Origin of the sequence: Mucilaginibacter arboris (assembly GCF_009754915.1) — a bacterium.
Lineage (GTDB): Bacteria > Bacteroidota > Bacteroidia > Sphingobacteriales > Sphingobacteriaceae > Mucilaginibacter_A > Mucilaginibacter_A arboris.
The window spans coordinates 322,906-346,576 of record NZ_WPIK01000001.1 but is presented as its reverse complement, the minus strand read 5'-3'; the positions used below and the strand labels follow the sequence as shown (position 1 = coordinate 346,576).

Annotated in this window: 27 protein-coding genes; 13 read left to right on the top strand and 14 right to left on the bottom strand. The window is 38.8% G+C overall.

Features of this window, described 5'->3' with window-relative positions:
* Positions 1 to 106: 106 nt before the first annotated feature.
* Genes GO621_RS01700 through GO621_RS01690 form a run of 3 tightly spaced genes read left to right on the top strand, consistent with a single transcriptional unit; the run spans position 107 to position 2,417 of the window.
* Positions 107 to 520: a DUF4199 domain-containing protein gene (locus GO621_RS01700; protein ID WP_157563507.1), complete on the top strand. Its 414-nt coding sequence runs from the start codon at positions 107 to 109 to the stop codon at positions 518 to 520.
* A 53-nt stretch (positions 521 to 573) separates the two neighbouring features.
* Positions 574 to 1,671, top strand: coding sequence for a Nif3-like dinuclear metal center hexameric protein (locus tag GO621_RS01695; RefSeq protein WP_157563505.1), 1,098 nt, complete (start codon positions 574 to 576; stop codon positions 1,669 to 1,671).
* Entirely contained in the window at positions 1,671 to 2,417 is a 747-nt protein-coding gene (locus GO621_RS01690; RefSeq protein WP_157563502.1) for a zinc ribbon domain-containing protein, read from the top strand. Before GO621_RS01695 ends, GO621_RS01690 begins: the two co-directional genes overlap by 1 nt.
* A gap of 71 nt (positions 2,418 to 2,488) precedes the next feature.
* Here GO621_RS01690 and GO621_RS01685 read toward each other — a convergent pair whose 3' ends face one another.
* The 5 genes from GO621_RS01685 to rsfS all read right to left on the bottom strand — a co-directional run bounded on the left by GO621_RS01685 (position 2,489) and on the right by rsfS (position 8,105).
* Positions 2,489 to 3,568, bottom strand: a complete 1,080-nt coding sequence (locus GO621_RS01685; protein ID WP_157563499.1) for a 3-oxoacyl-ACP synthase III family protein — start codon at positions 3,566 to 3,568, stop codon at positions 2,489 to 2,491.
* 73 nt (positions 3,569 to 3,641) lie between these two features.
* Positions 3,642 to 4,712, bottom strand: a complete 1,071-nt coding sequence (locus GO621_RS01680) for a PA0069 family radical SAM protein (RefSeq protein ID WP_157563496.1) — start codon at positions 4,710 to 4,712, stop codon at positions 3,642 to 3,644.
* Between the two features lie 152 nt (positions 4,713 to 4,864).
* Positions 4,865 to 5,512, bottom strand: coding sequence for a LutC/YkgG family protein (locus tag GO621_RS01675; protein WP_157563493.1), 648 nt, complete (start codon positions 5,510 to 5,512; stop codon positions 4,865 to 4,867).
* A gap of 56 nt (positions 5,513 to 5,568) precedes the next feature.
* On the bottom strand, positions 5,569 to 7,683 hold the full coding sequence (gene ftsH, locus GO621_RS01670) for an ATP-dependent zinc metalloprotease FtsH (RefSeq protein WP_157563491.1): 2,115 nt from the start codon (positions 7,681 to 7,683) through the stop codon (positions 5,569 to 5,571).
* 47 nt (positions 7,684 to 7,730) lie between these two features.
* Positions 7,731 to 8,105 carry a ribosome silencing factor gene (gene rsfS / locus GO621_RS01665; RefSeq protein WP_157563489.1) on the bottom strand — a complete coding sequence of 125 codons (375 nt, stop codon included), beginning with the start codon at positions 8,103 to 8,105 and terminating at the stop codon, positions 7,731 to 7,733.
* A 15-nt stretch (positions 8,106 to 8,120) separates the two neighbouring features.
* Here rsfS and GO621_RS01660 point away from each other — a divergent pair, with 15 nt between their 5' ends.
* The 3 genes from GO621_RS01660 to pfkA are packed head-to-tail and all read left to right on the top strand — an operon-like array spanning position 8,121 to position 10,401.
* Positions 8,121 to 8,924 carry a biotin--[acetyl-CoA-carboxylase] ligase gene (locus GO621_RS01660; protein WP_198170093.1) on the top strand — a complete coding sequence of 268 codons (804 nt, stop codon included), beginning with the start codon at positions 8,121 to 8,123 and terminating at the stop codon, positions 8,922 to 8,924.
* A gap of 2 nt (positions 8,925 to 8,926) precedes the next feature.
* A complete protein-coding gene (locus tag GO621_RS01655; protein WP_157563473.1) occupies positions 8,927 to 9,373 on the top strand; it encodes a protein-disulfide reductase DsbD domain-containing protein in 447 nt (148 codons plus the stop codon).
* A 41-nt stretch (positions 9,374 to 9,414) separates the two neighbouring features.
* Positions 9,415 to 10,401: a 6-phosphofructokinase gene (gene pfkA, locus GO621_RS01650; protein ID WP_157563470.1), complete on the top strand. Its 987-nt coding sequence runs from the start codon at positions 9,415 to 9,417 to the stop codon at positions 10,399 to 10,401.
* 85 nt (positions 10,402 to 10,486) lie between these two features.
* On the opposite strand, the gene GO621_RS01645 is transcribed toward pfkA, so the two are convergent.
* Positions 10,487 to 11,014 carry a 5' nucleotidase, NT5C type gene (locus tag GO621_RS01645; RefSeq protein WP_232335564.1) on the bottom strand — a complete coding sequence of 176 codons (528 nt, stop codon included), beginning with the start codon at positions 11,012 to 11,014 and terminating at the stop codon, positions 10,487 to 10,489.
* A 201-nt stretch (positions 11,015 to 11,215) separates the two neighbouring features.
* On the opposite strand from GO621_RS01645, the gene GO621_RS01640 reads away from it, so the two are divergent.
* Both GO621_RS01640 and rimM read left to right on the top strand, forming a co-directional pair.
* Positions 11,216 to 11,722: a 30S ribosomal protein S16 gene (locus GO621_RS01640; protein WP_157563467.1), complete on the top strand. Its 507-nt coding sequence runs from the start codon at positions 11,216 to 11,218 to the stop codon at positions 11,720 to 11,722.
* Positions 11,723 to 11,806: 84 nt separating this feature from the next.
* Positions 11,807 to 12,331, top strand: a complete 525-nt coding sequence (gene rimM / locus GO621_RS01635) for a ribosome maturation factor RimM (protein WP_157563465.1) — start codon at positions 11,807 to 11,809, stop codon at positions 12,329 to 12,331.
* Positions 12,332 to 12,342: 11 nt separating this feature from the next.
* On the opposite strand, the gene GO621_RS18975 is transcribed toward rimM, so the two are convergent.
* The gene (locus GO621_RS18975; RefSeq protein WP_317163371.1) at positions 12,343 to 12,495 is read right to left on the bottom strand and encodes a Txe/YoeB family addiction module toxin; all 153 of its coding nucleotides are present in this window, start codon (positions 12,493 to 12,495) and stop codon (positions 12,343 to 12,345) included.
* A 115-nt stretch (positions 12,496 to 12,610) separates the two neighbouring features.
* Complete coding sequence (locus tag GO621_RS01625) at positions 12,611 to 12,805, bottom strand: DUF2683 family protein (RefSeq protein WP_157563463.1); 195 nt, start codon at positions 12,803 to 12,805, stop codon at positions 12,611 to 12,613.
* A 114-nt stretch (positions 12,806 to 12,919) separates the two neighbouring features.
* On the opposite strand from GO621_RS01625, the gene trmD reads away from it, so the two are divergent.
* Together trmD and rplS are read left to right on the top strand one after the other, a co-directional pair.
* Positions 12,920 to 13,594 (top strand): tRNA (guanosine(37)-N1)-methyltransferase TrmD, encoded by a 675-nt coding sequence (gene trmD / locus GO621_RS01620; RefSeq protein ID WP_157563460.1) that lies wholly within the window; start codon positions 12,920 to 12,922, stop codon positions 13,592 to 13,594.
* A gap of 133 nt (positions 13,595 to 13,727) precedes the next feature.
* Positions 13,728 to 14,075: a 50S ribosomal protein L19 gene (rplS, locus tag GO621_RS01615; protein WP_157563457.1), complete on the top strand. Its 348-nt coding sequence runs from the start codon at positions 13,728 to 13,730 to the stop codon at positions 14,073 to 14,075.
* Positions 14,076 to 14,304: 229 nt separating this feature from the next.
* Here the strand turns inward: rplS and GO621_RS01610 are convergent, their stop codons facing one another.
* From GO621_RS01610 to GO621_RS01595, 4 genes are read right to left on the bottom strand one after another with little or no spacing between them, the layout of a single operon-like run.
* The gene (locus GO621_RS01610) at positions 14,305 to 14,970 is read right to left on the bottom strand and encodes a phosphatidylserine decarboxylase family protein (RefSeq protein WP_157563454.1); all 666 of its coding nucleotides are present in this window, start codon (positions 14,968 to 14,970) and stop codon (positions 14,305 to 14,307) included.
* A 21-nt stretch (positions 14,971 to 14,991) separates the two neighbouring features.
* Positions 14,992 to 15,801 carry a phosphatidate cytidylyltransferase gene (locus tag GO621_RS01605; protein WP_157563450.1) on the bottom strand — a complete coding sequence of 270 codons (810 nt, stop codon included), beginning with the start codon at positions 15,799 to 15,801 and terminating at the stop codon, positions 14,992 to 14,994.
* Positions 15,798 to 16,010 (bottom strand): putative signal transducing protein, encoded by a 213-nt coding sequence (locus GO621_RS01600; protein ID WP_157563448.1) that lies wholly within the window; start codon positions 16,008 to 16,010, stop codon positions 15,798 to 15,800. Before GO621_RS01600 ends, GO621_RS01605 begins: the two co-directional genes overlap by 4 nt.
* Complete coding sequence (locus GO621_RS01595; RefSeq protein WP_198170092.1) at positions 16,010 to 16,918, bottom strand: CPBP family intramembrane glutamic endopeptidase; 909 nt, start codon at positions 16,916 to 16,918, stop codon at positions 16,010 to 16,012. The genes GO621_RS01600 and GO621_RS01595 overlap by 1 nt, the downstream gene beginning before the upstream one ends.
* A 67-nt stretch (positions 16,919 to 16,985) precedes the next feature.
* Between GO621_RS01595 and dusB the strand changes: the two genes are divergently transcribed.
* Positions 16,986 to 17,978: a tRNA dihydrouridine synthase DusB gene (dusB, locus tag GO621_RS01590; protein WP_157563442.1), complete on the top strand. Its 993-nt coding sequence runs from the start codon at positions 16,986 to 16,988 to the stop codon at positions 17,976 to 17,978.
* Between the two features lie 49 nt (positions 17,979 to 18,027).
* Positions 18,028 to 18,414 carry a Co2+/Mg2+ efflux protein ApaG gene (apaG, locus tag GO621_RS01585; RefSeq protein ID WP_157563439.1) on the top strand — a complete coding sequence of 129 codons (387 nt, stop codon included), beginning with the start codon at positions 18,028 to 18,030 and terminating at the stop codon, positions 18,412 to 18,414.
* A gap of 86 nt (positions 18,415 to 18,500) precedes the next feature.
* Here apaG and GO621_RS01580 read toward each other — a convergent pair whose 3' ends face one another.
* Together GO621_RS01580 and GO621_RS01575 are read right to left on the bottom strand one after the other, a co-directional pair.
* Positions 18,501 to 19,196 (bottom strand): zinc metallopeptidase, encoded by a 696-nt coding sequence (locus GO621_RS01580; RefSeq protein WP_157563436.1) that lies wholly within the window; start codon positions 19,194 to 19,196, stop codon positions 18,501 to 18,503.
* Positions 19,197 to 19,322: 126 nt separating this feature from the next.
* Positions 19,323 to 20,633: a UDP-N-acetylmuramoyl-tripeptide--D-alanyl-D-alanine ligase gene (locus GO621_RS01575; RefSeq protein ID WP_157563433.1), complete on the bottom strand. Its 1,311-nt coding sequence runs from the start codon at positions 20,631 to 20,633 to the stop codon at positions 19,323 to 19,325.
* 524 nt (positions 20,634 to 21,157) lie between these two features.
* Between GO621_RS01575 and GO621_RS01570 the strand changes: the two genes are divergently transcribed.
* Positions 21,158 to 23,671, top strand: coding sequence for a M14 family metallopeptidase (locus tag GO621_RS01570; RefSeq protein ID WP_157563430.1), 2,514 nt, complete (start codon positions 21,158 to 21,160; stop codon positions 23,669 to 23,671).

Here is a 23,671-nt window from a genome sequence, read left to right as displayed (position 1 = left end):
TATCCGTTTGTTTTCATATATTCAAACAGGATTGCTGATGCTTCTTTTAGTACCTGAAATTTGGTACGGCAGAACCGTTCTTAGATCACCTAAATAAAATCATACCATGAAAAATGCAGTAATTTTTGGAATAGTTATCGGAGTTTTAAGCGGATTGTGGATTTTGATGATGCACCTGCTTGGCTATACCGTATTTAAAAGCACTTCCTCTATTGAATATGTTTCTGCTTTGATCCCGATTATTGGTTTGTATTTTGGCGTTAGAAGATATCGTAACGTAGAAAACGGAGGAAATATCACCTTTTTTGAAGCACTGCAAGAAAGCTTTAAAATTTTAATTGCCGGCGGAATTGTTGCCGTTGCTTTTGCTATTTTATACATCAATTATATAGAAAAAGGTTCGATTGCAGATTTTTCGGGTAAGATTTTTGGCGCCTTATTGGTAGGTGTTATCGCTGCACTCGCAGTTTCGTTATTGATGATGACTGATTCGCGCAGAGTTGATACCAAGCAATCGTAACTGTAAAGCGATACTTCTTTTATCAGGCAAAAAATGTTGTTTAATTTCAGCCAATGAAGTTGAATGAAATTACGGCTTATCTGGAAGGCCTTGCACCGCTTGCCTATCAGGAAGATTACGATAATTCGGGTTTAATTGTTGGTTATGCTGATCAGGAAATTAATCAGGCTTTAATCTCTTTAGATTGTACCGAGGCAATTGTTGATGAAGCTATTGCAACTAATTGCCAGCTGATTATTTCTCATCATCCTATCGTTTTTAAAGGCTTAAAAAAGTTTAACGGAAAAACGTATGTAGAACGTGTGGTAGAAAAGGCAGTTAAAAACAGCATCGCTGTTTACGCGATCCATACCAATCTCGACCATGTTGCTGCTGGCGTAAATAAAAAAATTGCAGACAAATTAGGTTTAAAGAACTGCCGGATTTTATCACCCAAAAAAAGCCTTCTTAAAAAACTGGTTACGTTTGTTCCGCTTGTACAGGCAGAACAAGTACGTGAAGCTTTATTTGCTGCCGGTGCCGGAAGTATCGGCAATTACAGTGGGTGCAGCTTTAACGCCAGCGGGACCGGAACGTATAAAGCCGGAGAAAACACCAATCCGTTTGCGGGAGAACAAGGAATCCAACATCAGGAAGACGAAGTAAGGATTGAAACGGTTTTCCCCGTCAACCTGGAAAGCAAAATTTTGACAGCGCTTTTCTTAGCACATCCGTACGAAGAAGTTGCTTATGATCTGTATCCGATAACCAATCCATATCAGGAAGTTGGTGCCGGATTGATTGGCGAGCTGGAATTTCCGCAGGAAGAACTATCGTTTCTGCATCATGTAAAAACACAAATGAAGGCTGAAGTAGTCCGGCATACTGTTTTTACCGGCAAAAAAGTGATAAAGGTTGCTGTTTGCGGCGGTTCAGGAAGCTTTTTGCTGAAAGATGCCATCCGTGCAGGTGCTGATGTTTTTGTTACGGCAGATTTTAAATACCACGAGTTTTTTGATGCAGAAGGGAAACTGGTAATTGCCGATATCGGACATTTTGAAACAGAGCAGTTTACACAGGAATTATTAGCCGAAATTATTAGCAAAAAATTTCCTAACTTTGCTCTCCGTTTAACAAAAATTAATACAAACCCCGTCAAATATATAATTTAATGGAACAAACAGTAGAACAAAAGCTAAAAGCTTTATACGAACTACAAACTATCCACACTAAAATCGACAGGATCAGACAGGTAAGAGGCGAACTCCCAATGGAAGTGAGCGACCTGGAAGATGAAGTTGCCGGTTTAGAGACCCGTATTCAGAAAATTAAAAATGACCTGGATGACCTGGAAGATTCTGTTGTTACCAGAAAAAACCTGATAAAAGAAGCACAGGCCAATACTAAAAAATATGAAGCCCAGCTTACAGAAGTTAAAAACAACCGTGAGTATGATGCAATTTCTAAGGAGATTGAAATCCAAGGACTTGATATTCAGGTAAGCGAGAAAAAAATCAAAGAAATTGGTTATGAAATTGCTACCAAAACCCAGGTTTATGAAAAAGCATTGGCTGACCTGGAAGAGCGGCGTAAAGATTTTGAACTGAAAAAAGCAGAATTAGGTACGATTACTTCCGAAACCGAAAAAGAAGAAAACGAGCTTACAGGACAAGCAGAGCAAGCGAAAAAAAACATAGAAGAGCGTTTGCTTTTTGCTTACAACCGTTTAAGAAAAAATGCTAAAAATGGTTTGGCTGTTGTTACAATTGAACGTGATGCCTGTTCAGGATGTTTTAATGAGATCCCGCCACAGCGCCAGGCAGATATCCGCCAGCGTAAAAAAATCATTGTTTGTGAACACTGCGGAAGGATTTTAGTAGATGAACAAATGGTTCTGGAAACGGCTGAAGCGGTTTAAATTCTATAAACATAAAAATTAAAGGTGACCGAAAGGCCACCTTTTTTTATGCGGTAAAAGAAGCATCAGGCTTAATTCTGATAAACAATAGCATTAATGTTCATGCCGGCACCAACGGAAGCAAACAAAATTTTATCTCCGGGATGAATAGCTTGTCCTTCCATTTTGCCTTTTAAGATAGTATCGAGCAGTGTTGGAACAGTAGCGACAGAACTATTGCCATAATGAGAAATATTCATCGGCATTAACTCCGCCGGAAATTCTTCTTCGCCGTAAAGTTTAAAAACACGTTGCATAATGGCCGTGTCCATTTTCCCGTTTGCCTGATGAATTAATACTTTTTTTATATCATATAAACATACGTTTGCTTTATCAAGCGCCATTTTTATTACTTGCGGTACATGGACCAGCGCATATTCGTACAGCTTCCGGCCATTCATCTTAATAAATAAATCCTTTTCTATTCCTTTTTCGGGCGCAAAAGAAGGGCCCATGGTTAGCAGATCAGCATAATCAACCGCATGAGATTGTGTTTTGTGTGCTAAAATCCCAACATCAGCAGCAGCAACAGCTTCTAAAATAACAGCGCCGGCACCATCAGCATAAATCATGGTATCACGGTCATGCGGATCAGTGATCCTGGAAAGTACTTCGGCCCCAATTACCATGCATCTTTTGGCATCGCCTGATTTAAGGAAATAATTAGCCTGAATAACACCTTCTACCCAGCCCGGGCAGCCAAAAGGCAAATCATAAGCCACACAATCTGGGTTTTTGATTTGTAAAAGCTGCTTAATTCTTGCAGCGAGTGTAGGGACTAAATCAACACGGTTTGTACCGTAAGCAATATCGCCAAAATTGTGGGCTACAATAATGTAATCGAGTGTTTCTCCATCTATGCCCGAACTTTCCAGTGCATCTTTTGCGGCTAAAAAACCTAAATCGGATGTGTTTTGATCCTTTTTTGCGTAACGCCTTTCTTCTATCTCAGTAATGTTTTTAAACTGGTCTAAAATAACCTCGTTGGTTTTAGCAATCGGGTTCCCGTTTTTCTCAAAAAAACGGTGGTTAATAAAGTGAGTACTGGTAATGATAACTTCCGGAATATAACTTCCGGTAGCAACAATTACCGAACGGATATCGGCTTGCATAATTTTTTATACTCTATACCAAAATGGTATTTAGTATAAAATTAATGCTATTTTGTTGATTTTCAAAATAGGATCAAAATAATTCTGTTTGCCTGCCATGCTGGTTTATAAAATGGTTGAGGTTATAAGGAGGGATTTTGCGTTCGTTCAGGTATTTTTTACAAGCAATTGTAAAGAATTGCTGGATTGATGCTGCAATATTCCCGTCACCACTTTTCCGTGTCCCCCAGCGGGAATCATTAAGTTTTCCTCCATGGCAATTCTCAATTTGATGCAATACTTTTTCTGCCTGATCCGGAAACGCTTTGTAAATCCAATCGGTAAAAATAGCTCCGATTGAACCGTTCAGCCTCACGATAGTATAAGCTGCATCCCGCGCGCCACAATTAGCGGCAGCTTTAATAATGTTTGTAATTTCGTGACTGTTTAAACCCGGAATAATAGGGGCTACCATTACCCGGACAGGTACACCTGCTTCCGAAAGTTTTTTGATTACGTTTAAACGGCCGGCAGCGGTTACGGTACGAGGTTCTAATTTCAAACGTAAATCTTCCGATAAAGAAGTGATGGAAACGTTAACATGGATCAAATCAAGCCTGGCTAAAGCTTCAACTAAATCGATGTCACGAAGGATCAGGTTATTTTTAGTGATGATGCTAATCGGATGCTTATATTTTAAAAAAACCTCCAGCAAAGAACGTGTGATTTTTAACTTTTTTTCTATTGGCTGATAACAATCTGTATTGCCGGAAAGTGCAATTACGGCAGGCTGATAATTCTTTTTGTTGAAGTATTTTTCCAGCAGAAGGGCAGCATTATGTTTAACAATGATCTTTCGTTCAAAATCGAGGCCTGCGCTAAAACCGTAATATTCATGCGAGTTGCGGGCGTAACAATAAATGCAGCCATGTTCGCAGCCCTGGTATGGGTTGATGGAATAATTAAAAGATAAATCTGGACTGTTTGATTCGCTGACAATGTTTTTAGGGGACTCGTTAAAAAACTGGGTTTTGCTATTTTCTAAAAACGGCTCGTCCAATCCTTCCTCAAATTCTCTTACGTATTTGTTTTGCAAAAACTTGTTGTGCGTGTTTAACTGCGCACCTCTGCCTTTAAAATACGCTTCGTTTTCCTGCTGATCCATAAACAAAAATACTAATATTTTTAGTATTTAGAATAATAGATCAATAAAAAAAGCCGATAAAAGAAGCATTGCTAAAAACGGAACATGCTTCTTTTATGGCTGTAAACTTTGCTTAGCTATCAACCATTAACTATCTGCAACAAATGCTTCTTTTATGCCTGTAAATCATCTAACAGAAAAACAAAAATTTCTTTTGGGCCATGCGCACCAATTACCAGTGTTTTTTCGATGTCCGCTGTTCTGCTTGGGCCTGTTATGGTAGAAATCATGGATGGCAGTTTGTTTTTGTATTTATCTTTAAGCAATTTAAATCCATCTTTTAAATCTAAAACTAACTGAGAGGTGTAGGCCAAAACTATATGTTGGTGCGGGTAAATACTTAATCGTCTGCCAGCAGCACTTCCGTTGGTAATTAAAATACTTCCGTTTCTGGCAATTAAAGCATCGCATAAGGTTAATCCGACTTCTGCCTGCTCAAAATCTTTGTCTGTTTCAAAATAAGGATATTCGTATGTTTTGAGGATATTTTGCAGATAACTTTCCCAGCAATATATTTTATGCCAGTTGCGCTGCTCGGCAAGTGTGAGCAGGTTTTCGATGAACTGTATTTCATCTTCACAAAAAATAAACTGACCGGCAACAGCCGTAAATTGTTCGGCAAACATCATTTCCAGAATATCGTTCTGTGGTGGGTACAGCGGTACATCTTCCAGTTGCGGATAGGGGTTATCGCGTTTTTCCAGCAAAGCCTTACGTATCTTTTTCAGCAGTTGCTCTTTTGGGGTCGTGTTGTCTTTCATTTCAAAATAAAAGCCACTATGCGTTTACATAGTGGCTTAAAATGAGTTGCAAATGTTTATTCTGGTTTTGAATTTGCACCGGTTTCTTCCGGGTTTCTGGCGAAAGTTCCGGAATGATCACCAACACCTTCATGGATCAGGTTTTGTTCAACCGGTTCCAAATTTGATGATGGTTCTTCTCCGTTCACAAATTCATCATAAGTGGTACGATGTTCAAAAGGTCGTTTGCCTAAAATTTCTTCCAGGTCAGATTGAAACAGGATCTCTTTTTCCAATAATTTATGGGCCAATTTATCCAATCCCTCACGTTTTTCCATCAGCAACTGCTTCGTGCGTTCGTAAACATTGTTAATTAAATTACGGACCTCGTTATCAATTAATTCAGATGTTTTTTCTGAATAGGGTTTGTTAAACTGATACTCGCCTTGTGTATCATTAAAAGATACATTTCCAACTTTATCGTTCATACCATAAATAGAAACCATAGCATAAGAAAGTTTGGTTATCCGTTCCAAGTCGTTTTGTGCTCCGGTTGATATTTTATTGAAAACTATATCTTCTGCTACACGGCCACCCATCGTCATACATAAACCATCGGTTAGTTGTTCTGTAGTATATAAAAACTGTTCTTTTGGCAAATATTGTGCATAACCTAAAGCTGCAACACCACGCGGAACGATAGAAACTTTTACCAAAGGATCAGCATGTTCTAAAAACCAACCGGCTATGGCATGCCCGGCTTCGTGAAAAGCAACAATTCTTTTTTCCTCTGGGGAAATGATCTTGTTTTTCTTTTCCAATCCGCCAATTACACGGTCAACTGCATCCTGAAAATCCTGCATATCTACAGCTTCTTTGTTTTTACGGGCAGCAATTAAGGCTGCTTCATTACAAACATTGGCAATTTCTGCACCGGCAAAACCAGGCGTTTGGGCCGAAAGTTTTTTTGCATCCACATCTGATGCTGTTTTTACCGGCAATAAATGTACTTTAAAGATTTGTTCGCGGCCATTCAAATCAGGTTTATCAATAGAAACCTGTCTGTCAAAACGTCCCGGACGCATTAAAGCCGAATCCAGTACATCCGGGCGGTTAGTAGCTGCCAGAATAATGATACCGGAATCAGTTCCAAATCCATCCATTTCAACTAACAACTGGTTTAGGGTATTTTCGCGTTCATCATTACCGCCTACAATGTTGTTTTTGCCACGGGCACGGCCAATTGCATCAATCTCATCAATAAAAATGATACAAGGGGCCTTGTCTTTTGCTTGCTTAAATAAATCACGCACACGGGAAGCGCCTACACCTACAAACATTTCTACAAAATCTGAACCTGAAAGCGAGAAGAAAGGTACTTGTGCTTCACCAGCTACTGCTTTTGCCAGTAAAGTTTTACCTGTTCCAGGAGAACCGATCAGCAAAGCACCTTTCGGTATTTTACCACCTAAGTTGGTGTATTTCTTTGGATTTTTAAGGAAATCTACAATTTCCATTACTTCCTGTTTTGCTTCTTCTAAGCCGGCAACATCATTAAAAGTAACATTAACCTGAGATTCTTTATCAAATAAAGTAGCTTTAGATTTACCAATATTGAAAATTTGCCCGCCTGGGCCACCGCCAGATCCGCCGCCCATTCTGCGCATAATTAACATCCACATGCCGGCAAATAAAGCAACCATAATAATGGTTTGAACTAACCAACTGGAAAAGATGCTTTCGTGCTGCTCGTAAGTAATCGGTACTTTTTGTGCGTCAGGTATGTCTTTTTGTGCGTTTTGTACAGATTGTTTCAGGCTTTCGTAAGATGCATCAGTAAAATAATACTGGGCATTATCATTAGCCATATTAAAAGAGCGTTTATCACGCACATCTGCATAATCAGTTTTGTTCAAACTGTCTTTTTTAATATAAACTTCGGCTACTACCAAGTCACCGTTTTTATAAGCAACAATTTTATCAACGTCGCCTTTTCTCAGCATACTACTTTCAAAAGTTTGAAAGTTAATAAGCTTGCCTCCGCTGCCGCCAAAAAAATAAGGTACAACCAGCAATCCTATTACAGCAATTGCATAGATCCACATAAAGTTAAATTTAGGCGGTTTTGGTGTAGTTTTTTTATTAGGTATCCGGCGGATAGTTTTCTGATTTTCAGAGTTTTTTTCTTTCATTTTTTACAAACACATATTATATAAAACACTACAGGACCAGAAACAAATTAAGCACTTTTATAAGATTTAAATTCGGCATCGCCCCACAATTCTTCTATCCCGTAAAACTCGCGTTTATCTGTTTTAAATATGTGTACTACAACGTCAATGTAATCTAATAAAATCCACTCTCCGTATTCAAAACCTTCTTTCCTCCAGGGGTCTTGCTTCAAAGCTTTGTAAACTTCTTCTTCTACGCTTCCTGCAATAGCCTTTACCTGGGTGGTTGATTCGGCATGGCAGATCACAAAATAATCTGACACCGAACTGCGGATATTTCTGAGGTCTAATCTAACAATATCATTGCCTTTTTTTTCCTGGATCCCATTAATAATGACTTCTGAAATTAAGGCTGATTCTAATTTATTCTTGTTTATTACCATTAAAAACACTTAGTTTTGAAAACGAATTTACACACGTTTTATTCTACTTTGCAAAATAACATAATTTCGAATGCATTTGTTGGGCAAAATATTCTGTCATTTAAGGAAATAACGTCCACCAACGACCTGATGAAACAACTAATGGCAAATTCCACGCCATTGCCGGAAGGAACAGTCATTATGGCAGAACAGCAAACGGCGGGAAAAGGACAGCAACAAAATGGATGGCATAGCGAAGCAGGTAAAAACCTGACTTTTAGTTTACTTTTGCTTCCCGGGTTTTTAATGCTGGCCAATTCTTTTGATCTCTTAACCGCCATCAGTTTAGGGGTAATAAAACCGTTACAAAAAATCTTAGGAAAGGATACGTGTATAAAATGGCCGAATGATATTTATTATGGTCAAAAGAAGCTTGGCGGCATCTTGATAGAAAATGTTTTGGCTGGTAAAAACATTAAACATTCGATTATTGGTATCGGCATCAATATTAATCAGGAAAATTTCCCTGGCCACTTGCCAAACCCTGTTTCTGTAAAGCAAATTCTTCAAAAAGAATGCAGTTTAAAAGAAGTATTGTTACAAATTTGTGCCGGAATAGAATTTTATTATTTAAAGTTAAAGGCGGGCAAATCTGAAGAAATTAAACAGGAATACTTAGATAATCTGTATGGTTTTAGGAAAACACTTCAATTTAAAGCAAACAATGAAGTTTTTGAAGGAGAAATATTCGCGGTAAACCATTTTGGTTTCTTAGGTGTCAAAAAACAAAAGGAAACTGTATTTTATGATCTGAAACAGATCAAATTTATTTTTAGCTAATTATGAAAAAGTTAACACTCTTTATCGTTATATCATTATTAAGTACAGGCTTATTTGCACAAATTTTAACGCCTGTAAAATGGTCTTATGCTGCTAAAAAAATCAACAAAACAGAAGCAGTCCTGCTGTTAAAAGCAACAATAGATAACGGCTGGCACATTTATTCTACCCAGCAAAAAGATGGCGGGCCGGTTAAAACGGCAGTTACTTTTACGCCATCAAAAGATTATGCGCTAAACGGAGCAATTGCAGAACCTAAACCAGTTACCAAATTTGAAAATGCTTTTAAAATGAATGTAAGTTATTTTGAAAAAAGCGTTGTCTTTCAACAAAAAATAAAACTTAAAAAAGATCAGGCCAGCATAAAAGGCAAACTCGAATACATGGTTTGTAATGATAAACAATGTCTTCCGCCAGAAGATGTTGATTTCAGTATTCCGGTTAAATAATTTGTATTAGCCGGGCTTGTGCCGCTTAGATTATAATTATTATGAGTACTTCTTCTATAGAAAACATTGGCGTATTTACTTCTGGTGGCGATGCACCCGGAATGAATGCTGCTATTCGTGCCGTTGTCCGCACGGCTTTATATTACAATATTCAGGTTACCGGTATCCGCCGTGGCTACGAAGGCATGATCAATGGTGATATGTTTTTAATGGACCGCCGTTCGGTAGCTAATATTGTACAGCGCGGCGGAACTATTTTAAAAACTGCCCGCAGTGAACTATTTAGGACACCTGAAGGGCGAAAAATAGCATACGAACAGCTACAAAAAAACAAGGTTGATGCCTTGGTTGCTATCGGTGGAGACGGAACTTTTACGGGCGCAAAAATTTTTGGAAACGAATTTAATATGCCGGTAGTAGGCTTGCCCGGAACAATTGATAATGATTTGTTTGGTACCGATTTTACTATCGGTTATGATACTGCTATTAATACGGCTGTTAGTGCTGTAGATAAAATCCGTGACACGGCCGAATCTCATGACCGTTTGTTTATTGTGGAAGTAATGGGCCGGGATTGCGGACTGATTGCTTTACGGACAGGTATTGCTACCGGTGCCGAAGCTATTTTGATACCGGAAACTATAAATAGCGGTATCGAATCTGTTTTTGCAAGGTTAGAACGTGGCCGGAGGCATAAATCATCCAAAATTATTATTGTAGCAGAAGCCGACGAGGCGGGCGGCGCTTTTGAAATTGGGGACAAAATCAAAGAAAAGTATCCGAATTACGATACACGGATTTCTATTTTAGGCCATATCCAGCGTGGCGGCAGCCCAACTTGTATGGACCGTGTTTTGGCCAGCCGGGTTGGTGTAGCGGCAGTAGAAGCCTTGCTGGACGGGCACCGAAATGAAATGATCGGCCTCATCCATAACGAGATTAGTTATACTGATTTTGATCATGCTATTAAACACAATACAGAAATCAACGCTAACTTCTTAAAAATAGTTGAGATTTTGTCTTTGTAGATTTTAGGGCGATAAAAGAAGCATTCCTACTCCCTCTCCTTTGGAGAGGGCTGGGGTGAGGCTGCTTCTTTTATCACCCTAAAATTTAGAGTAGTTTTGCGGCTACTTCTTCCCAGGTATTAACCCTTTCAAATTCGTTAATTAACTTATTATGGGGAGAAGTAAACAGCAACGGACGGCCATTAAATGCAGTAAAATTTCGGCTGCGGTCATCAATCATCACATCAACATTTACTATTTTTAAGCCGCAAAAAATGGTTCGTTGCCATGGGATGAAAGGGAAATGATCGACCAGCCAGTCAACTTTATCTTCCAATGAATTACGAAACTCCATCGCAGCAGAAACAATAAAAACATCATATTTTTTATCCAGTTCTTTAACTACCCGCTGGCTGTCTTTAATCACGTCCAGGTCTCTGAAAAACCCTTTTTCGTAAATGTGTTTTCTAAAATCGCCAGCTATATGTTCTGGCACAATGTCATAAAATTCTTTGCCGTCTGCCAGTTCCTGTAAAGTTTCTTTAGGATGATCGCGCTTGTAAAGCAATTTAAACTTAGCAATAACATCTGCCAGCACTTCGTCCATATCAATCGCAATCCGTTGTTTTTCCATATTTGCAATACTTTATTTGCAATACTTTGCCAATTGTACAAATAGAAAAAATTATTTTAAGGATAAGGTTTAATTTAAGTTAAAAAAACCGTTAAAGTTGATTTATTAATGATTATGCGTTTTTATTAAATAGTTTTTTCTACTTTTGCAGCCCCGCAACAAAAAGTTCCGGGGGATATGTTGAATACATAAAAACAAAAAATGGCAACAAAAATCAGATTACAAAGACACGGTAAAAAAGGCAAGCCTTTTTATTACATCGTAGTAGCCGATGCACGTGCACCAAGAGATGGCCGCTTCATCGAACGCATTGGTTCTTACAATCCAAACACCAATCCGGCAACCATCGATATTAATTTCGATAAAACGCTTGATTGGGTAAATTCAGGTGCACAACCAACAGATACTTGCCGTGCTATTTTAGGTTACAAAGGTGTAATGTACAAAAAACACTTGCAAGGCGGCGTACAAAAAGGCGCCTTGACCGCAGAACAGGCCGATGCAAAATTTGCAGAATGGACTGAGCAAAAAGAAAATAAAATCAGCGGTAAAAAAACAAACTTAGGTACATCAAAAGATGAAGCGCGTAAAACTGCTTTAGCTGCTGAAGCTAAGAAAAACGCAGACCGTGCTACTGCAATTGCTGCTAAAAATACGCCACCGGCAGCAGAACCGGTTACGGAAGAAACCGAAACTCCGGCTGAGTAATTAAATATAGCATTTTATGGTATAGCGAAGCATCTTCTACAAACAGAAGAGCTTCGCTATACTTGTTTTAAGCCCTTTTTATTGATGACTACAGAAGATTGTTTCCACTTAGGTGCTGTTACCAAAACACGCGGTTTAAAAGGTGAACTACAGTTGTTTATTGCTTTTGATGAACCCGAAAAGCTGAAATTCAACACTTTGTTTATTGAACTTGCCGGAAAGCTGGTGCCGTATTTTGTAACGTTTTTTAAACTTCCGCAAAAAAATATGGCTTATTTGCAACTGGAAGACGTGGATACGGTAGAAAAGGCTGCATTATTAGTAAAAAAGGCTATTTACCTGCCCAACAAGGTAAAGCCAAAAAAGAAAAAGAGCGAATTTGGTTTGAAAGACTTGCTTAATTTTATTGCTGTTGATGTAAACGAAGGAGAACTGGGCGAAATTATCGAAATCAATCAATTTCCGCAGCAGTTAATTGCAACGGTTTCTTATAAAAACCAGGAAGTGCTTTTCCCGCTAAACGAAAGCATTATTAAAAGTATTGATGTGGTAAAAGGAGTAGTTTTGGTGGATTTGCCGGAAGGTTTGCTGGATGTTTATTTAGATTGAACTACTATTGTTCAATACAAATCATAATGACCTTTTAAAGAAAGAATATTTAAGATTATTGTTTGATTTTTATCAGAAATACTGTAAATAATTCGATGTTCGTTATTGATTCTTCTAGACCATCTTCCTGCTAAATTATACTTTAATTGCTCTGGTTTGCCAATTCCTTCAAAAGGGTTTTCCTCTATGCGTTAATTAATTCCTGAATTTTCTTTTGTATAATTTTATTGCCCGATTTTTTCCAATACTGCAAATCCTGTATTGCCTTAGGCGAATAAATTATTTCCATAGATCCTCAGTACGGATACTAACACCTTTTCCGTTTTTTATATCTTCTTCTGCTTTTAAAATTTCAGCTACAAATTCCGGATTGTAAGTGTTTTCTTCTTCGAAAGAAATTTTTAAAGCGTGTAAAATAGCCCTTACAGCAGTTAGTTGCTCTTCATTATCAGGATGTATAATTAGTGTTGCCATAATTCAAAATTAAGGTTTATTTTGATGGATTAAGCTATAATTTTCTTGTTAAAGTTGGGTTAAAGGGTCCTTACTGCGTTCCGCCTTTTAATTTCAACGCCTTATCTTTGCCTCATGCGTTTTGATATCATTACTGTTTTGCCTGGTTTGCTCGAAAGCCCGTTTGCACATTCCATTTTATTAAGGGCGCAAAAAAAAGGAATTGCAGAAATCCAAGTGCATAACCTGCGCGATTACGCAACCAACAAGCAAAAAAGTGTGGATGATTATCCTTATGGCGGCGGAAGCGGTATGATTATGACAGTAGAACCTTTTGCCAACTGCATTAATCACCTGAAAACACAACGTGAATACGATGAAGTGATTTTTATGACGCCAGACGGTGAAACGTTAAATCAACACATCGCCAACCAACTTTCTATTAAAGAAAATGTGATGGTTTTGTGTGGACATTACAAAGGAATTGACCAGCGTATCCGGGATAATTTCGTTACGCGCGAAATTTCTGTTGGCGATTATGTTTTATCGGGAGGAGAATTGCCTGCAGCGGTTTTGGTAGATGCAGTGGTGAGATTGATTCCAGGCGTACTTTCTGATGAAACTTCTGCTTTATCAGATTCTTTTCAGGACGGATTACTGGATGCGCCTTTATATACGCGCCCGGCAGAATGGAACGGACAAGCAGTTCCACCAATTTTACTAAGCGGAAATGCCGGAGAAATTGAAAAATGGCGTCACGAACAAGCATTAGAACGGACTAAACAACGCCGTCCGGATTTGCTTTCGTAATCTTATACGCTATTTTGTGAATAAAAACAGAAATGTGGAAAATTTGAAATGAGCCTTTTATAATTAATTTTAATTTCCTATACTTGCAATCCGATTTTTAGGGCATAAAAATCGTTATTAAGAGCTTAAAATCATGGATTTAGTAAAATTTGTTGAAGAACAAAACATAGTTAAAAGCACCTTCCCTTCCTTTAAAGCTGGTGATACGGTTAGTGTACACTATAAAATCAGAGAAGGTAACAAAGAGCGTATTCAGGTTTACCAAGGCGTTGTGATCCAGCGTAACAGTACAGGCGCTCACGAAACTTTTACCGTTCGTAAAGTTTCTAACGGTGTTGGTGTTGAACGTATTTTCCCAATCAATTCTCCAAATATTGATAAGGTAGAAGTAAACAGCCACGGTAAAGTACGCCGTGCTAAATTGTTCTACCTACGCGAATTAACAGGTAAAGCAGCCCGTATTAAATCTAAAAGAGTATAATTTCTTAAAAAGATTTAGGTTGATAAAAGAAGCCTTTCAGAAAAATCTGAAAGGCTTCTTTTATGGGATAAAAATTTTTGTTTAAGTTGATTTAAAAATCAAAGTATTTTGTTATCCTGGCCTAAGGGAGAGATCTTATTCGAATATTTGTGCTTCTTTTATCAGCATAAAATCGAAATTAATCCATCTTTTTTAAAGAAGATCACGACCGCAGGTAGAGATGACAGTGTTAATCCGTTACCAATTCTGCTAAAACCGTTCTTCCGCCTTTTACAGTTTCGCCTAAGTTTACATTGATTTTTGTTCCAAGCGGTAAAAAAACATCTACCCGCGAACCAAATTTAATAAAACCGAACTGTTCGCTTTGTTTTACTTCATCACCTTCTTTTACGTACCAAACAATTCTTCTGGCAAGCGCACCGGCAATCTGCCTGAATAGAACCGGAATGCCTTGGTGTGTTTCTACTACAACTGTTGTACGTTCGTTATCTGTAGATGATTTGGGATGCCAGGCAACCAAATATTTGCCTGGGTGATATTTAAAATATTTAACAACTCCGGTAATCGGATTGCGGTTAACATGCACATTTACAGGCGACATAAAGATGGAAACCTGTATGCGTTTATCTTTTAAATATTCTGTTTCCTGTGCTTCTTCAATCACCACCACTTTTCCATCTGCCGGACAAACCACCATTTTTTCATCCTGAGTAACGGTAATATTTGGATGCCGGAAAAACTGCAGCACGATCAGGAAAAGTATGGCTGACGTAATATAAATTACCCAGCGAAAAACAACGGCGTCCGGAAAGTAAAACTGAACGAGCGCGTTCAGCACAAAAATAAATAAGATGCTTAATGCAATAGAAGAGTAACCTTCTTTGTGAATAGTCATGCAGTAAATAAACGTTTTAAATTACAAAGTTGAAAATAAGTATAGATAAATAAAAACCAGCGGCGCGGCTAATAACAATCCGTCGAAACGGTCGAGCAAACCGCCATGTCCGGGCAAAATACTGCCGGAATCTTTTACGTTGATGCTTCTTTTAAGCATAGATTCTACCAGATCGCTCATCGTACCAAAAATGGAAATGATTAGGGCAACGATGATCCAATGTAAAGCAGAAACTTCCTGGAAATAACGGCTAATTAAAAAAGCGATTAACGCTGTTGCTGCAATTCCTCCGATAAAACCTTCCCATGTTTTTTTAGGCGAATGACGTTCAAACAGTTTGTTTTTACCGAAATTTTTGCCAATCAGGTAAGCGCTCGTATCGTTCGTCCACAGCAGTAAAATAAATCCTAACGGAAGATGAAAGCTAAACTTTCCCTGCAAAAATGCCATTGCCATAAAAAATACAAATGGCATTAAAGTATAAATCAACCCTAAAAAAGTATAGGCAATTTGATGAAACGGTTTTGCTGGTTTCCGGTAAAGTTCAGCAAAAAAAACAATTACACTAAGCAGAATAATTAATGCTGAAAAATACCTGCTAAAAGAAGCATCGAGCCAGAATGAAGCAGTGCCGGCACAAATTACCGCACCCAGAATTAAACCAATAACTTGCTGCGGATAAATGTCTGTCGTATTAATCAAACCATAAAACTCAAACAAACAAAGCAAACTCAGCAGCGAGAAAAATCCGAGGAAAACATAAGGCCCGAAAAAAAAGGCGACCAGCATCACCACAACAAAAAAGAAACCGGTTATGGCGCGCGTTTTCATGGATTGATATCATTTAAAACCAGAATTTCTATGGCTTGGCTAAAATTAGATTGATGAATGTAAACTTCTACCTGGCCGAATGTGTTATGTGCAGAGTCGCGTTTGTTCATTAAAACCACTTCAATTTCGTGCTGCGTTAAAAGCTGTTTAACCAGTTCTGCCTGAAAAAAGTTAGTAGAAGTATATATTTTAACCCAATCTGATTCCATTAAACAGCTTGTAAACGTTGATTTTGGGTTTGAGACACTTTTTTGTAGGTTAAAAACAGTATCAGCGTAAGTAAAATACTAAAGGAATAGCTTTTCCAGTCGAACATTTGCTGTTCATCCGGATTAACTTTAATTAGTTTAAGCTGATAAAGATAGCTTACAACCAAAGCTGTACCATTATTTAAAAAATGGCCTAAAACGCCGGGCCAAATGCTTCCGCTCCATGCAGCAAAATAACCGAAAAATACGCCGAGCAGCATTCGTGGCAATAATCCAAAAAACTGAAAATGAATGGCACTGAAAAGTGCGGCAGAAAGCCAAACGCCCCAATGAATGCTTTTTGTCCAGCCGGTAAAAATTTGCTGGAAACAGCCACGGAAAATAAATTCTTCTGCAATTGCTGGCAAAATGGCAATCATGAGCAAATTGACCAGAAAATTTACAGAAGATTTCATTTTTAACAAAATTTCGGTTTGCTGACTGGCAGTATCTTCCATGTTTCGCATCCATCTTTCTAAACCTTTTAAAGCTTGCGGCAAAACCATTTTCTGATTAAAATTAATCAGCATTTCCATCAGCGGCGAAGAAACCAGCATGATAAAAAACACCAGTAAAAGAAGCATTAACGGAAATTTTCGCGATGTTTTGAGATAGGGAACGGGTTGCCTTACAATAACTTTTGCAAAAAAAATAGCTGGGGCCAGGAAACCGAAAACAGATGAGCCCATCTGCATAATCTTCAGGCTATTTAAAGTACTTGCAGGCATATCGGCGCCCATATTCATCATCGCGCTAAAGCCCGAAACGCCATAAATGATAACGATAAATATGCCGCAAATTAACCCGCCTAAAAACAAACCTGCCACAGCAAGCAGTACCAATAGTAAAAACTGTAGCGGATATGACATTTGGTAGTACGGCTTTTCCATCATCTGCTTAATAAATTACGTAAATTTGCAGGGCTTAAAGATAAACATGTCTGTTCAAATAGGAAACATTGATCTGGGAGAATTCCCGCTGCTGCTTGCGCCGATGGAAGATGTAAGCGATCCGCCTTTTCGTTATGTGTGCAAGCAAAATGGTGCCGATATGATGTACACAGAATTTATTTCTTCGGAAGGATTGATCCGTGATGCCGCAAAAAGCCGCCAGAAGCTCGATATTTTTGAATATGAAAGGCCAATTGGTATTCAAATTTTTGGAAGCAGCATTGAAACGATGAGTGAAGCAACGCAAATTGCTACCAAAGCAAATCCTGATCTGATTGATATTAACTATGGCTGTCCGGTTAAAAACGTAGCTTGCCGCGGTGCAGGTGCAAGTTTACTGCAGGATATTGATAAAATGGTAGCCATGACAAAAGCTGTGGTAGAAGCGACGCATTTGCCGGTTACCGTTAAAACACGTCTGGGCTGGGATGATAACACTAAAAACGTTTACACTGTTGCCGAACGTTTGCAGGAAGTTGGCATTAAAGCGCTAACTATTCACGGGCGTACGCGTTCGCAAATGTATAAAGGCGAGGCGGATTGGAATTTGATCAGTGAGGTGAAAAAGAACCCGAATATTGAAATTCCGATTTTTGGTAATGGTGATATCGATTCGCCGGAAAAAGCCGCCTCCTGGAAACGGGAGTTTGCAGTAGACGGGATGATGATTGGCCGGGCTTCTATTGGTAATCCCTGGATTTTTAGGGAGATAAAGTATTATCTCAAAACAGGAAACTTATTACCCAAACCAACGATAGAAGAACGGGTTGAAGTTTGCAAAATACATCTGCAAAAATCAATTGCCTGGAAAGGGCCGAAAACCGGAATTTTTGAAATGCGCAGGCATTATGCCAACTATTTTAAAGGCATCGAAAATTTTAAAGAAACACGGATGAAATTAGTTGCTTTAGAAGACATCGAAGAAATTTATGACGTTCTGGAAGGAATTAAAACGATACATGCCGAGGTTATGGCTTGATTATTGAATTATCAGTTTTATCATCCCTTTTTTATTTGATCAACAAATTATGGTTAATACAATTACCGAAGGTGTAAAAGTTTCTGTAGAAACCTTATATCAGCAAGAATATTCTAATCCGGCAAACGAACATTTTATGTTTGCTTATAAAGTAACAATTGAAAATATGACCGGTTATGCTGTACAATTAATGCGCCGCCGCTGGGATATTTTTGATTCAAACGGAGTACACAGGGAAGTGGAAGGAGAAGGCGTTGTAGGTTTACAACCTGTTATTGAACCAGGGGACCAGCATGAATACGTTTCGGGATGTAATTTAAAAACCGAAATGGGCAGCATGAAGGGAGAATATCAAATGTTACGTTTGTTGGATAACCACGAGTTCGATGTTAAAATCCCGGAATTTCATTTAATTGCCCCTTATAAGCTAAATTAAGATGCTTCTTTTACATACTAAAAATAAGAAAGGCTGCGGTTATCAATCGCAGCCTTTCTTGTTTATTTGAAATTTTTATTATCAGCTTAGTTTCTCCGGTTATTAAACAGAAAAGAAGCGTAATAAACCAAAGTAGCTAAGGCACTTAAAGCAGCAACAACATAAGTCATTGCAGCCCACCATAAAGCATCTTTTGCCTGTTCGTGTTCTTCGGTGGTTTGCATTACTGTGTAATTATTGTTTAACCAGGCCAAAGCGCGGTTACTGGCATCAAACTCGACCGGTAAAGTAACAAAGCTAAATGCGGTAACCAAAGACAAAGCAGCAACACCAATAGCTAACACCAAGGGGTTTCCGCTAAAAAACAGCAGCATAATACCGAGCATTAAAGTCCATTGCGTAATAGTTGAAGCCGTTTGCACAATCGGGACCAAAGCTGTACGGAAGCCTAACCAAGCGTAAGCTTTAGCATGTTGTACAGCGTGGCCGCACTCGTGCGCCGCAACAGCAGCAGAAGCAACGCTACGGCTTTCATACACATCGGCGCTTAAATTTACAGTTTTATTTTCTGGGTTATAATGATCGGAAAGCTGTCCGTCAACCGAAATTACTTTTACATCATAAATGCCATTATCGCGCAGCATTTTTTCGGCAACTTCTTTTCCGGATAAACCGGAAAGCAAGCCAATTTCTGCATATTCTCTAAACTTGCTCTTAAAACGCCATTGCACACCAAAACTGATCAATGCAATAACAATCATCAATAAATATCCTGAGGCCATCTTGTTTTTCCTTTTTTAAATCTTACCGATCACATTTCAAAAAGTATTCCGATTGCGAATTTTTTACCGATAAAAGAAGCATCAGCAAAAACCTGACAATTGGTCAGGCCATTAAAAGGAAGATAATTATAAAAGTTCCAGCAAAGTTTCCAAATGCATTCCTCTCGAACCTTTTACCAATACCGTTGCGCCCGTTACCGGTGCTGTTTTTAATGCCATAAAAGCAGCATCGGTAGTTTCAAAAAAAGTATCGGTAAAAGAAGCATGGTGTTCGTAAAATCCTTTCCCGATAAATATTCTTTGATCTGCTTCAATCTCGTTTGCTTTTTTTATAATGAGTTCGTGTTCTGCGGATGAATGTTCGCCTAATTCAAACATATCGCCTAAAATCAATACTTTTTTATTGGCGGTAATTGCCTCCATATTTTTAATGGCAACTTCCATGCTGCTTGGGTTAGCGTTGTAGTAATCGCAGATCAAGGTATTGGTTTTGGTTTGAACGATTTGCGAACGGCTGTTTTCGGGCTGATAACGGCTAATTCCGCTGTTAATTTGTTCTGCAGAAAGTTTAAAATGATGGCCGATACAAATTGCAGCCAAAATATTATCGAAGTTATAACTTCCCGTTAGCTGCGTTTGCACTTCATTTTTTGGTGCTTGATTTGCCTTATTTGCCTGCCATTGGATTTTTAAGAGTGGCACATTTTCTAATATTTCTCCGGAAACTACATTCGTTTCATCTTTTCCATAATAAACCACCTGCTTAAAATGACGGTGAAAAGCCATTTCCTCCAAAATCAAATCATCGTGGTTTACAAACACCGTTCCGGCGCTTTGTTCCAGAAAATCAAAAAGCTCGCCTTTGCCTTTTTTTACGCCTTCTGGTCCGCCAAAACCTTCTAAATGTGCGCGGCCAATATTGGTAATTAAACCATGCGTTGGTTGTGCAATGTTGCAGAGAAAAGCAATTTCCTGCTGATGGTTTGCGCCCATTTCTATAATCGCTATTTCTGTTCCACGTGAAATGGCTAAAAGCGTAAGCGGAACGCCGATGTGATTGTTCAGGTTGCCTTTTGTGGCATAAGTTTTAAATTTTCTGCTTAAAACCGAATTGATTAACTCTTTCGTAGTAGTTTTTCCGTTGGAACCAGTAAGGCCAATAACCGGAATATTTAGTTGCTTACGATAATAACGTGCTAAATCCTGTAAAGCCGTAAGCACATCATCAACCAAAATAAAACGATCGCTGATACAATAAGCAGCTTCATCAATAACGGCATAAGCAGCGCCGGTTTCTAAAGCTTGTGCAGCAAAAGTATTGGCGTTAAAATTTGCTCCTTTTAAGGCGAAAAAAATGCTGTCGGGGGCAATTTTACGGGTATCGGTAGAAACTTGCGGATGCTGAAGGAAGATTTGATAAAGCTGCTCGGTAATCATTTTTACTGTTTTTACAATTTTAAGGAATTGCAGCGTGATTTTGAAAAAGAGGAAATCCCTTGGGTTTTGCTGGGTTGAGCTGCTTCTTTAGTAACGTGCTTGCTTAATGTTGAGTCCCTGCTTTAAATGCTTTCATTATTCTTATAAACTAAAATAAAGATAGGGCTTATTTTAGTTTTGCGCCAAAAACTAAAATAAGAACAGGCGCTATTTTAGTTTTGGATGAAAAATTAAAATAAGAGGATTAAATATTGAAGTGTAACCCAGAAAGGTAAACTGCTTTACGCAAATTTGCTTTTACAAAAGCAAATCGTATTTATAAAATCAATAGCTTAGAAGCGGTTTAAATGATGTTCAAATTATTGGAGATGCTTCTTTTATCACCTAAAAATCTGCAAGGCAAATGGCTTTTGTATCGGCAGAAGGGGTAAACACCGATTTTATAGTGCTAAAAGAAGCATCAGCATTTTTCCCGGGATAAATTAAACAGCTTTTGATACTTTCTGAAATACCTTCTTCCTCAAATGAAAAAACTTGTTCTTGTATTTTTACTTTTTGCTTGCTTCTCAACCCTAAAAGCACAGCAAATACAGTCGCCTTCAGGGTTTTTAGGTTATCCATTAGGCGATCAGTTTACGCCGCATTACCGTATCGCAGAATATTTCAGATACATCGCCCGAACTTCAAAAAATGTAAGGTTGGTTCAATACGGAACAACAAATGAAGGTCGGCCGCTTCTGGCGGCTTTTATTGCTTCGGATGAAAACATCAATCGTTTAGAAGACATCAGGCAAAACAATTTGCGTTTAGCCGGATTAAGTTCTGGACAAGGAAGTACAGATTTTCCTGCTATCGTTTGGTTAAGTTATAACATCCATGGTAACGAACCAAGTTCCAGCGAAGCAGCCATGCAAATGCTTTTTCAACTGGTTGATCCTTCTAATTCTCAAACCAAAAACTGGCTTAAAAATACAGTTGTGGTGATTGATCCTTGTCAGAACCCGGATGGCCGCGATCGTTATGTTAATTTTTACAATCCGGTCCATGCTACGCCGCCGGATGCTGATCCTGCTGCCCGCGAACACCGCGAACCATGGCCAGGCGGCCGCTACAACCATTATTATTTTGATATGAACCGCGATTGGGCCTGGCAAACGCAAAAAGAATCGCAGGCAAAACTGGCTTTGTACAACCAGTGGCTGCCCGAAATCCATGTAGATTTCCATGAGCAAGGCTACAATGCGCCATATTATTTTGCGCCTGCTGCAGAACCTTTTCATAAAAATATTACACATTGGCAGCGCGAGTTTCAGGTAAGCATCGGGAAAAACAACGCAAAGTATTTTGACCGTAACGGCTGGTTGTATTTTACCAAGCAGGAGTTCGACTTGTTGTACCCATCTTACGGCGATACTTACCCGCTTTACAATGGTTCTATCGGCATGACTTTCGAGCAGGGCGGAATTGGCGCTGGTTTAGCTATCAAAACGGCTTCCGGTGATACCTTAACTTTAGCTGATCGTATTGCACATCATCTAACTACTGGTTTAAGTACGGTAGAAACAGCTTCTGCAAATTCAAAAAAATTGCTGGAAGAGTTTAAACGTTTTTTTGATCGTGCCAAAAGCAATCCACCCGGAGCATTTAAAACTTACGTGGTTAAAAATGAAAATCCGGACAAGCTGAAAGCATTGGCAAAATTGCTTGATAAAAACAGCATCCAATACGGTTTTGGTGGAGGAAATAGCTTTAGCGGATTTAATTACATCACCGGAAAAACCGAACGTTTTAATATAACTGCTAACGATATGGTGATTACATCGGCACAGCCAAAAGCAATTTTATTGAACGTGCTGATGGAACCTAAAACGTTTATGAGCGATTCTAACACTTATGATATTACGGCCTGGTCCTTGCCTTATGTTTACGGGTTAAAAACTTATGGCATAAAAGAAGCATTGCAGCCGCAAAGCACTTCCTTAAAAAACCAGGAACCAGACTATAATCATAAAGGAGCTTATGCTTATGTGGGCAACTGGAAATCGTTGGAAGACGTAAAGTTTTTAGCTGCGCTGATGCAGAAAAACATTAAAGTACGTGTAACGGAACAAGCTTTTGATGCTGCCGGTAAAAAGTTTGCTGCCGGTTCGTTAATTATTACGCGGGCAGGAAATGCACAATTACAAGACCGTTTTGATGAAACGGTGCAATCTGCCGCAAAAGCTTTTGAGCGTAATTTAACGCCTTTAACTTCTGGTTTTGTGGAGAAGGGAAATGATTTAGGTTTTTCTTCTGTTCATGCCATTACCAAACCTAAAATTATGTTGCTTACTGGTGATGATGTTTCGGCTTCTGCTGTTGGCGAAGTATGGTTTTACTTTGAAAAAGAATTGCATTACCCGGTTAGCCTCATCAACACTAAAGATTTGAACCGTGTAAAACTAAGCGATTTTGATGTCGCTATTTTTCCTGATGGTTATTACAATGATTTTCCTGCCGAACCCTTACAAGCCTGGGTTAGCGCTGGCGGTAAATTAATTTTGATGGAAAATGCCTTAACAAAAGCTGCCGGTAAAAAAAGCTTCGCCATTAAGCTGAAGGAGGATAAAAAACCAGATGCGGATGCGGATGCCAGGCAGGATCCGAAAAAGAAAACAGGAGATCCGGTTAAAGCTTTTGGTAACCGCCAGCGTGCTGCCATCAGCGAAAACGTTGCCGGCGCTATTTATAAAGTTAACTTAGATAATACCCATCCGCTTGGTTTTGGCTTCCCTGATTATTACTTCACCCTAAAACAAGATAATAATTTGTATGAGTTTTTAAGTGATGGCTGGAATGTAGGGACCATCCGTAAAAACGCTTACACGGCAGGTTTTGTAGGACAAAAAGCGAAAGCCGGTTTACAGGATGGCCTGGTGTTTGGCGTGCAGGATATGGGCCGCGGCCAGGTTGTTTACCTGGCCGACGACCCGCTCTTCCGCAGTTTTTGGGAGAACGGAAAGCTGCTTTTTAGCAATGCTGTTTTTATGGTCAATTAA

Bases quoted from the DNA above. Each gene is read 5' to 3' on its own strand.
- GO621_RS01685 (WP_157563499.1), bottom strand. From the start codon at position 3,568: ATGCAAGCCGATATCCGTTCGGTAATTGTTGCTACCGGAAGTTATATT.
- apaG (WP_157563439.1), top strand. From the start codon at position 18,028: ATGGTTAATACAATTACCGAAGGTGTAAAAGTTTCTGTAGAAACCTTA.
- ftsH (WP_157563491.1), bottom strand. From the start codon at position 7,683: ATGAAAGAAAAAAACTCTGAAAATCAGAAAACTATCCGCCGGATACCT.
- GO621_RS01600 (WP_157563448.1), bottom strand. From the start codon at position 16,010: ATGGAATCAGATTGGGTTAAAATATATACTTCTACTAACTTTTTTCAG.
- GO621_RS01645 (WP_232335564.1), bottom strand. From the start codon at position 11,014: ATGGAAAAACAACGGATTGCGATTGATATGGACGAAGTGCTGGCAGAT.
- GO621_RS01675 (WP_157563493.1), bottom strand. From the start codon at position 5,512: ATGAAAGACAACACGACCCCAAAAGAGCAACTGCTGAAAAAGATACGT.
- GO621_RS01640 (WP_157563467.1), top strand. From the start codon at position 11,216: ATGGCAACAAAAATCAGATTACAAAGACACGGTAAAAAAGGCAAGCCT.
- GO621_RS01625 (WP_157563463.1), bottom strand. From the start codon at position 12,805: ATGGCAACACTAATTATACATCCTGATAATGAAGAGCAACTAACTGCT.
- GO621_RS01680 (WP_157563496.1), bottom strand. From the start codon at position 4,712: ATGGATCAGCAGGAAAACGAAGCGTATTTTAAAGGCAGAGGTGCGCAG.
- rsfS (WP_157563489.1), bottom strand. From the start codon at position 8,105: ATGGTAATAAACAAGAATAAATTAGAATCAGCCTTAATTTCAGAAGTC.
- GO621_RS01580 (WP_157563436.1), bottom strand. From the start codon at position 19,196: ATGGCCTCAGGATATTTATTGATGATTGTTATTGCATTGATCAGTTTT.
- GO621_RS01655 (WP_157563473.1), top strand. From the start codon at position 8,927: ATGAAAAAGTTAACACTCTTTATCGTTATATCATTATTAAGTACAGGC.
- GO621_RS01610 (WP_157563454.1), bottom strand. From the start codon at position 14,970: ATGACTATTCACAAAGAAGGTTACTCTTCTATTGCATTAAGCATCTTA.
- pfkA (WP_157563470.1), top strand. From the start codon at position 9,415: ATGAGTACTTCTTCTATAGAAAACATTGGCGTATTTACTTCTGGTGGC.
- dusB (WP_157563442.1), top strand. From the start codon at position 16,986: ATGTCTGTTCAAATAGGAAACATTGATCTGGGAGAATTCCCGCTGCTG.
- GO621_RS01700 (WP_157563507.1), top strand. From the start codon at position 107: ATGAAAAATGCAGTAATTTTTGGAATAGTTATCGGAGTTTTAAGCGGA.
- GO621_RS01575 (WP_157563433.1), bottom strand. From the start codon at position 20,633: ATGATTACCGAGCAGCTTTATCAAATCTTCCTTCAGCATCCGCAAGTT.
- GO621_RS01695 (WP_157563505.1), top strand. From the start codon at position 574: ATGAAGTTGAATGAAATTACGGCTTATCTGGAAGGCCTTGCACCGCTT.
- GO621_RS01690 (WP_157563502.1), top strand. From the start codon at position 1,671: ATGGAACAAACAGTAGAACAAAAGCTAAAAGCTTTATACGAACTACAA.
- rimM (WP_157563465.1), top strand. From the start codon at position 11,807: ATGACTACAGAAGATTGTTTCCACTTAGGTGCTGTTACCAAAACACGC.
- rplS (WP_157563457.1), top strand. From the start codon at position 13,728: ATGGATTTAGTAAAATTTGTTGAAGAACAAAACATAGTTAAAAGCACC.
- GO621_RS01605 (WP_157563450.1), bottom strand. From the start codon at position 15,801: ATGAAAACGCGCGCCATAACCGGTTTCTTTTTTGTTGTGGTGATGCTG.
- GO621_RS01570 (WP_157563430.1), top strand. From the start codon at position 21,158: ATGAAAAAACTTGTTCTTGTATTTTTACTTTTTGCTTGCTTCTCAACC.
- trmD (WP_157563460.1), top strand. From the start codon at position 12,920: ATGCGTTTTGATATCATTACTGTTTTGCCTGGTTTGCTCGAAAGCCCG.
- GO621_RS01595 (WP_198170092.1), bottom strand. From the start codon at position 16,918: ATGTCATATCCGCTACAGTTTTTACTATTGGTACTGCTTGCTGTGGCA.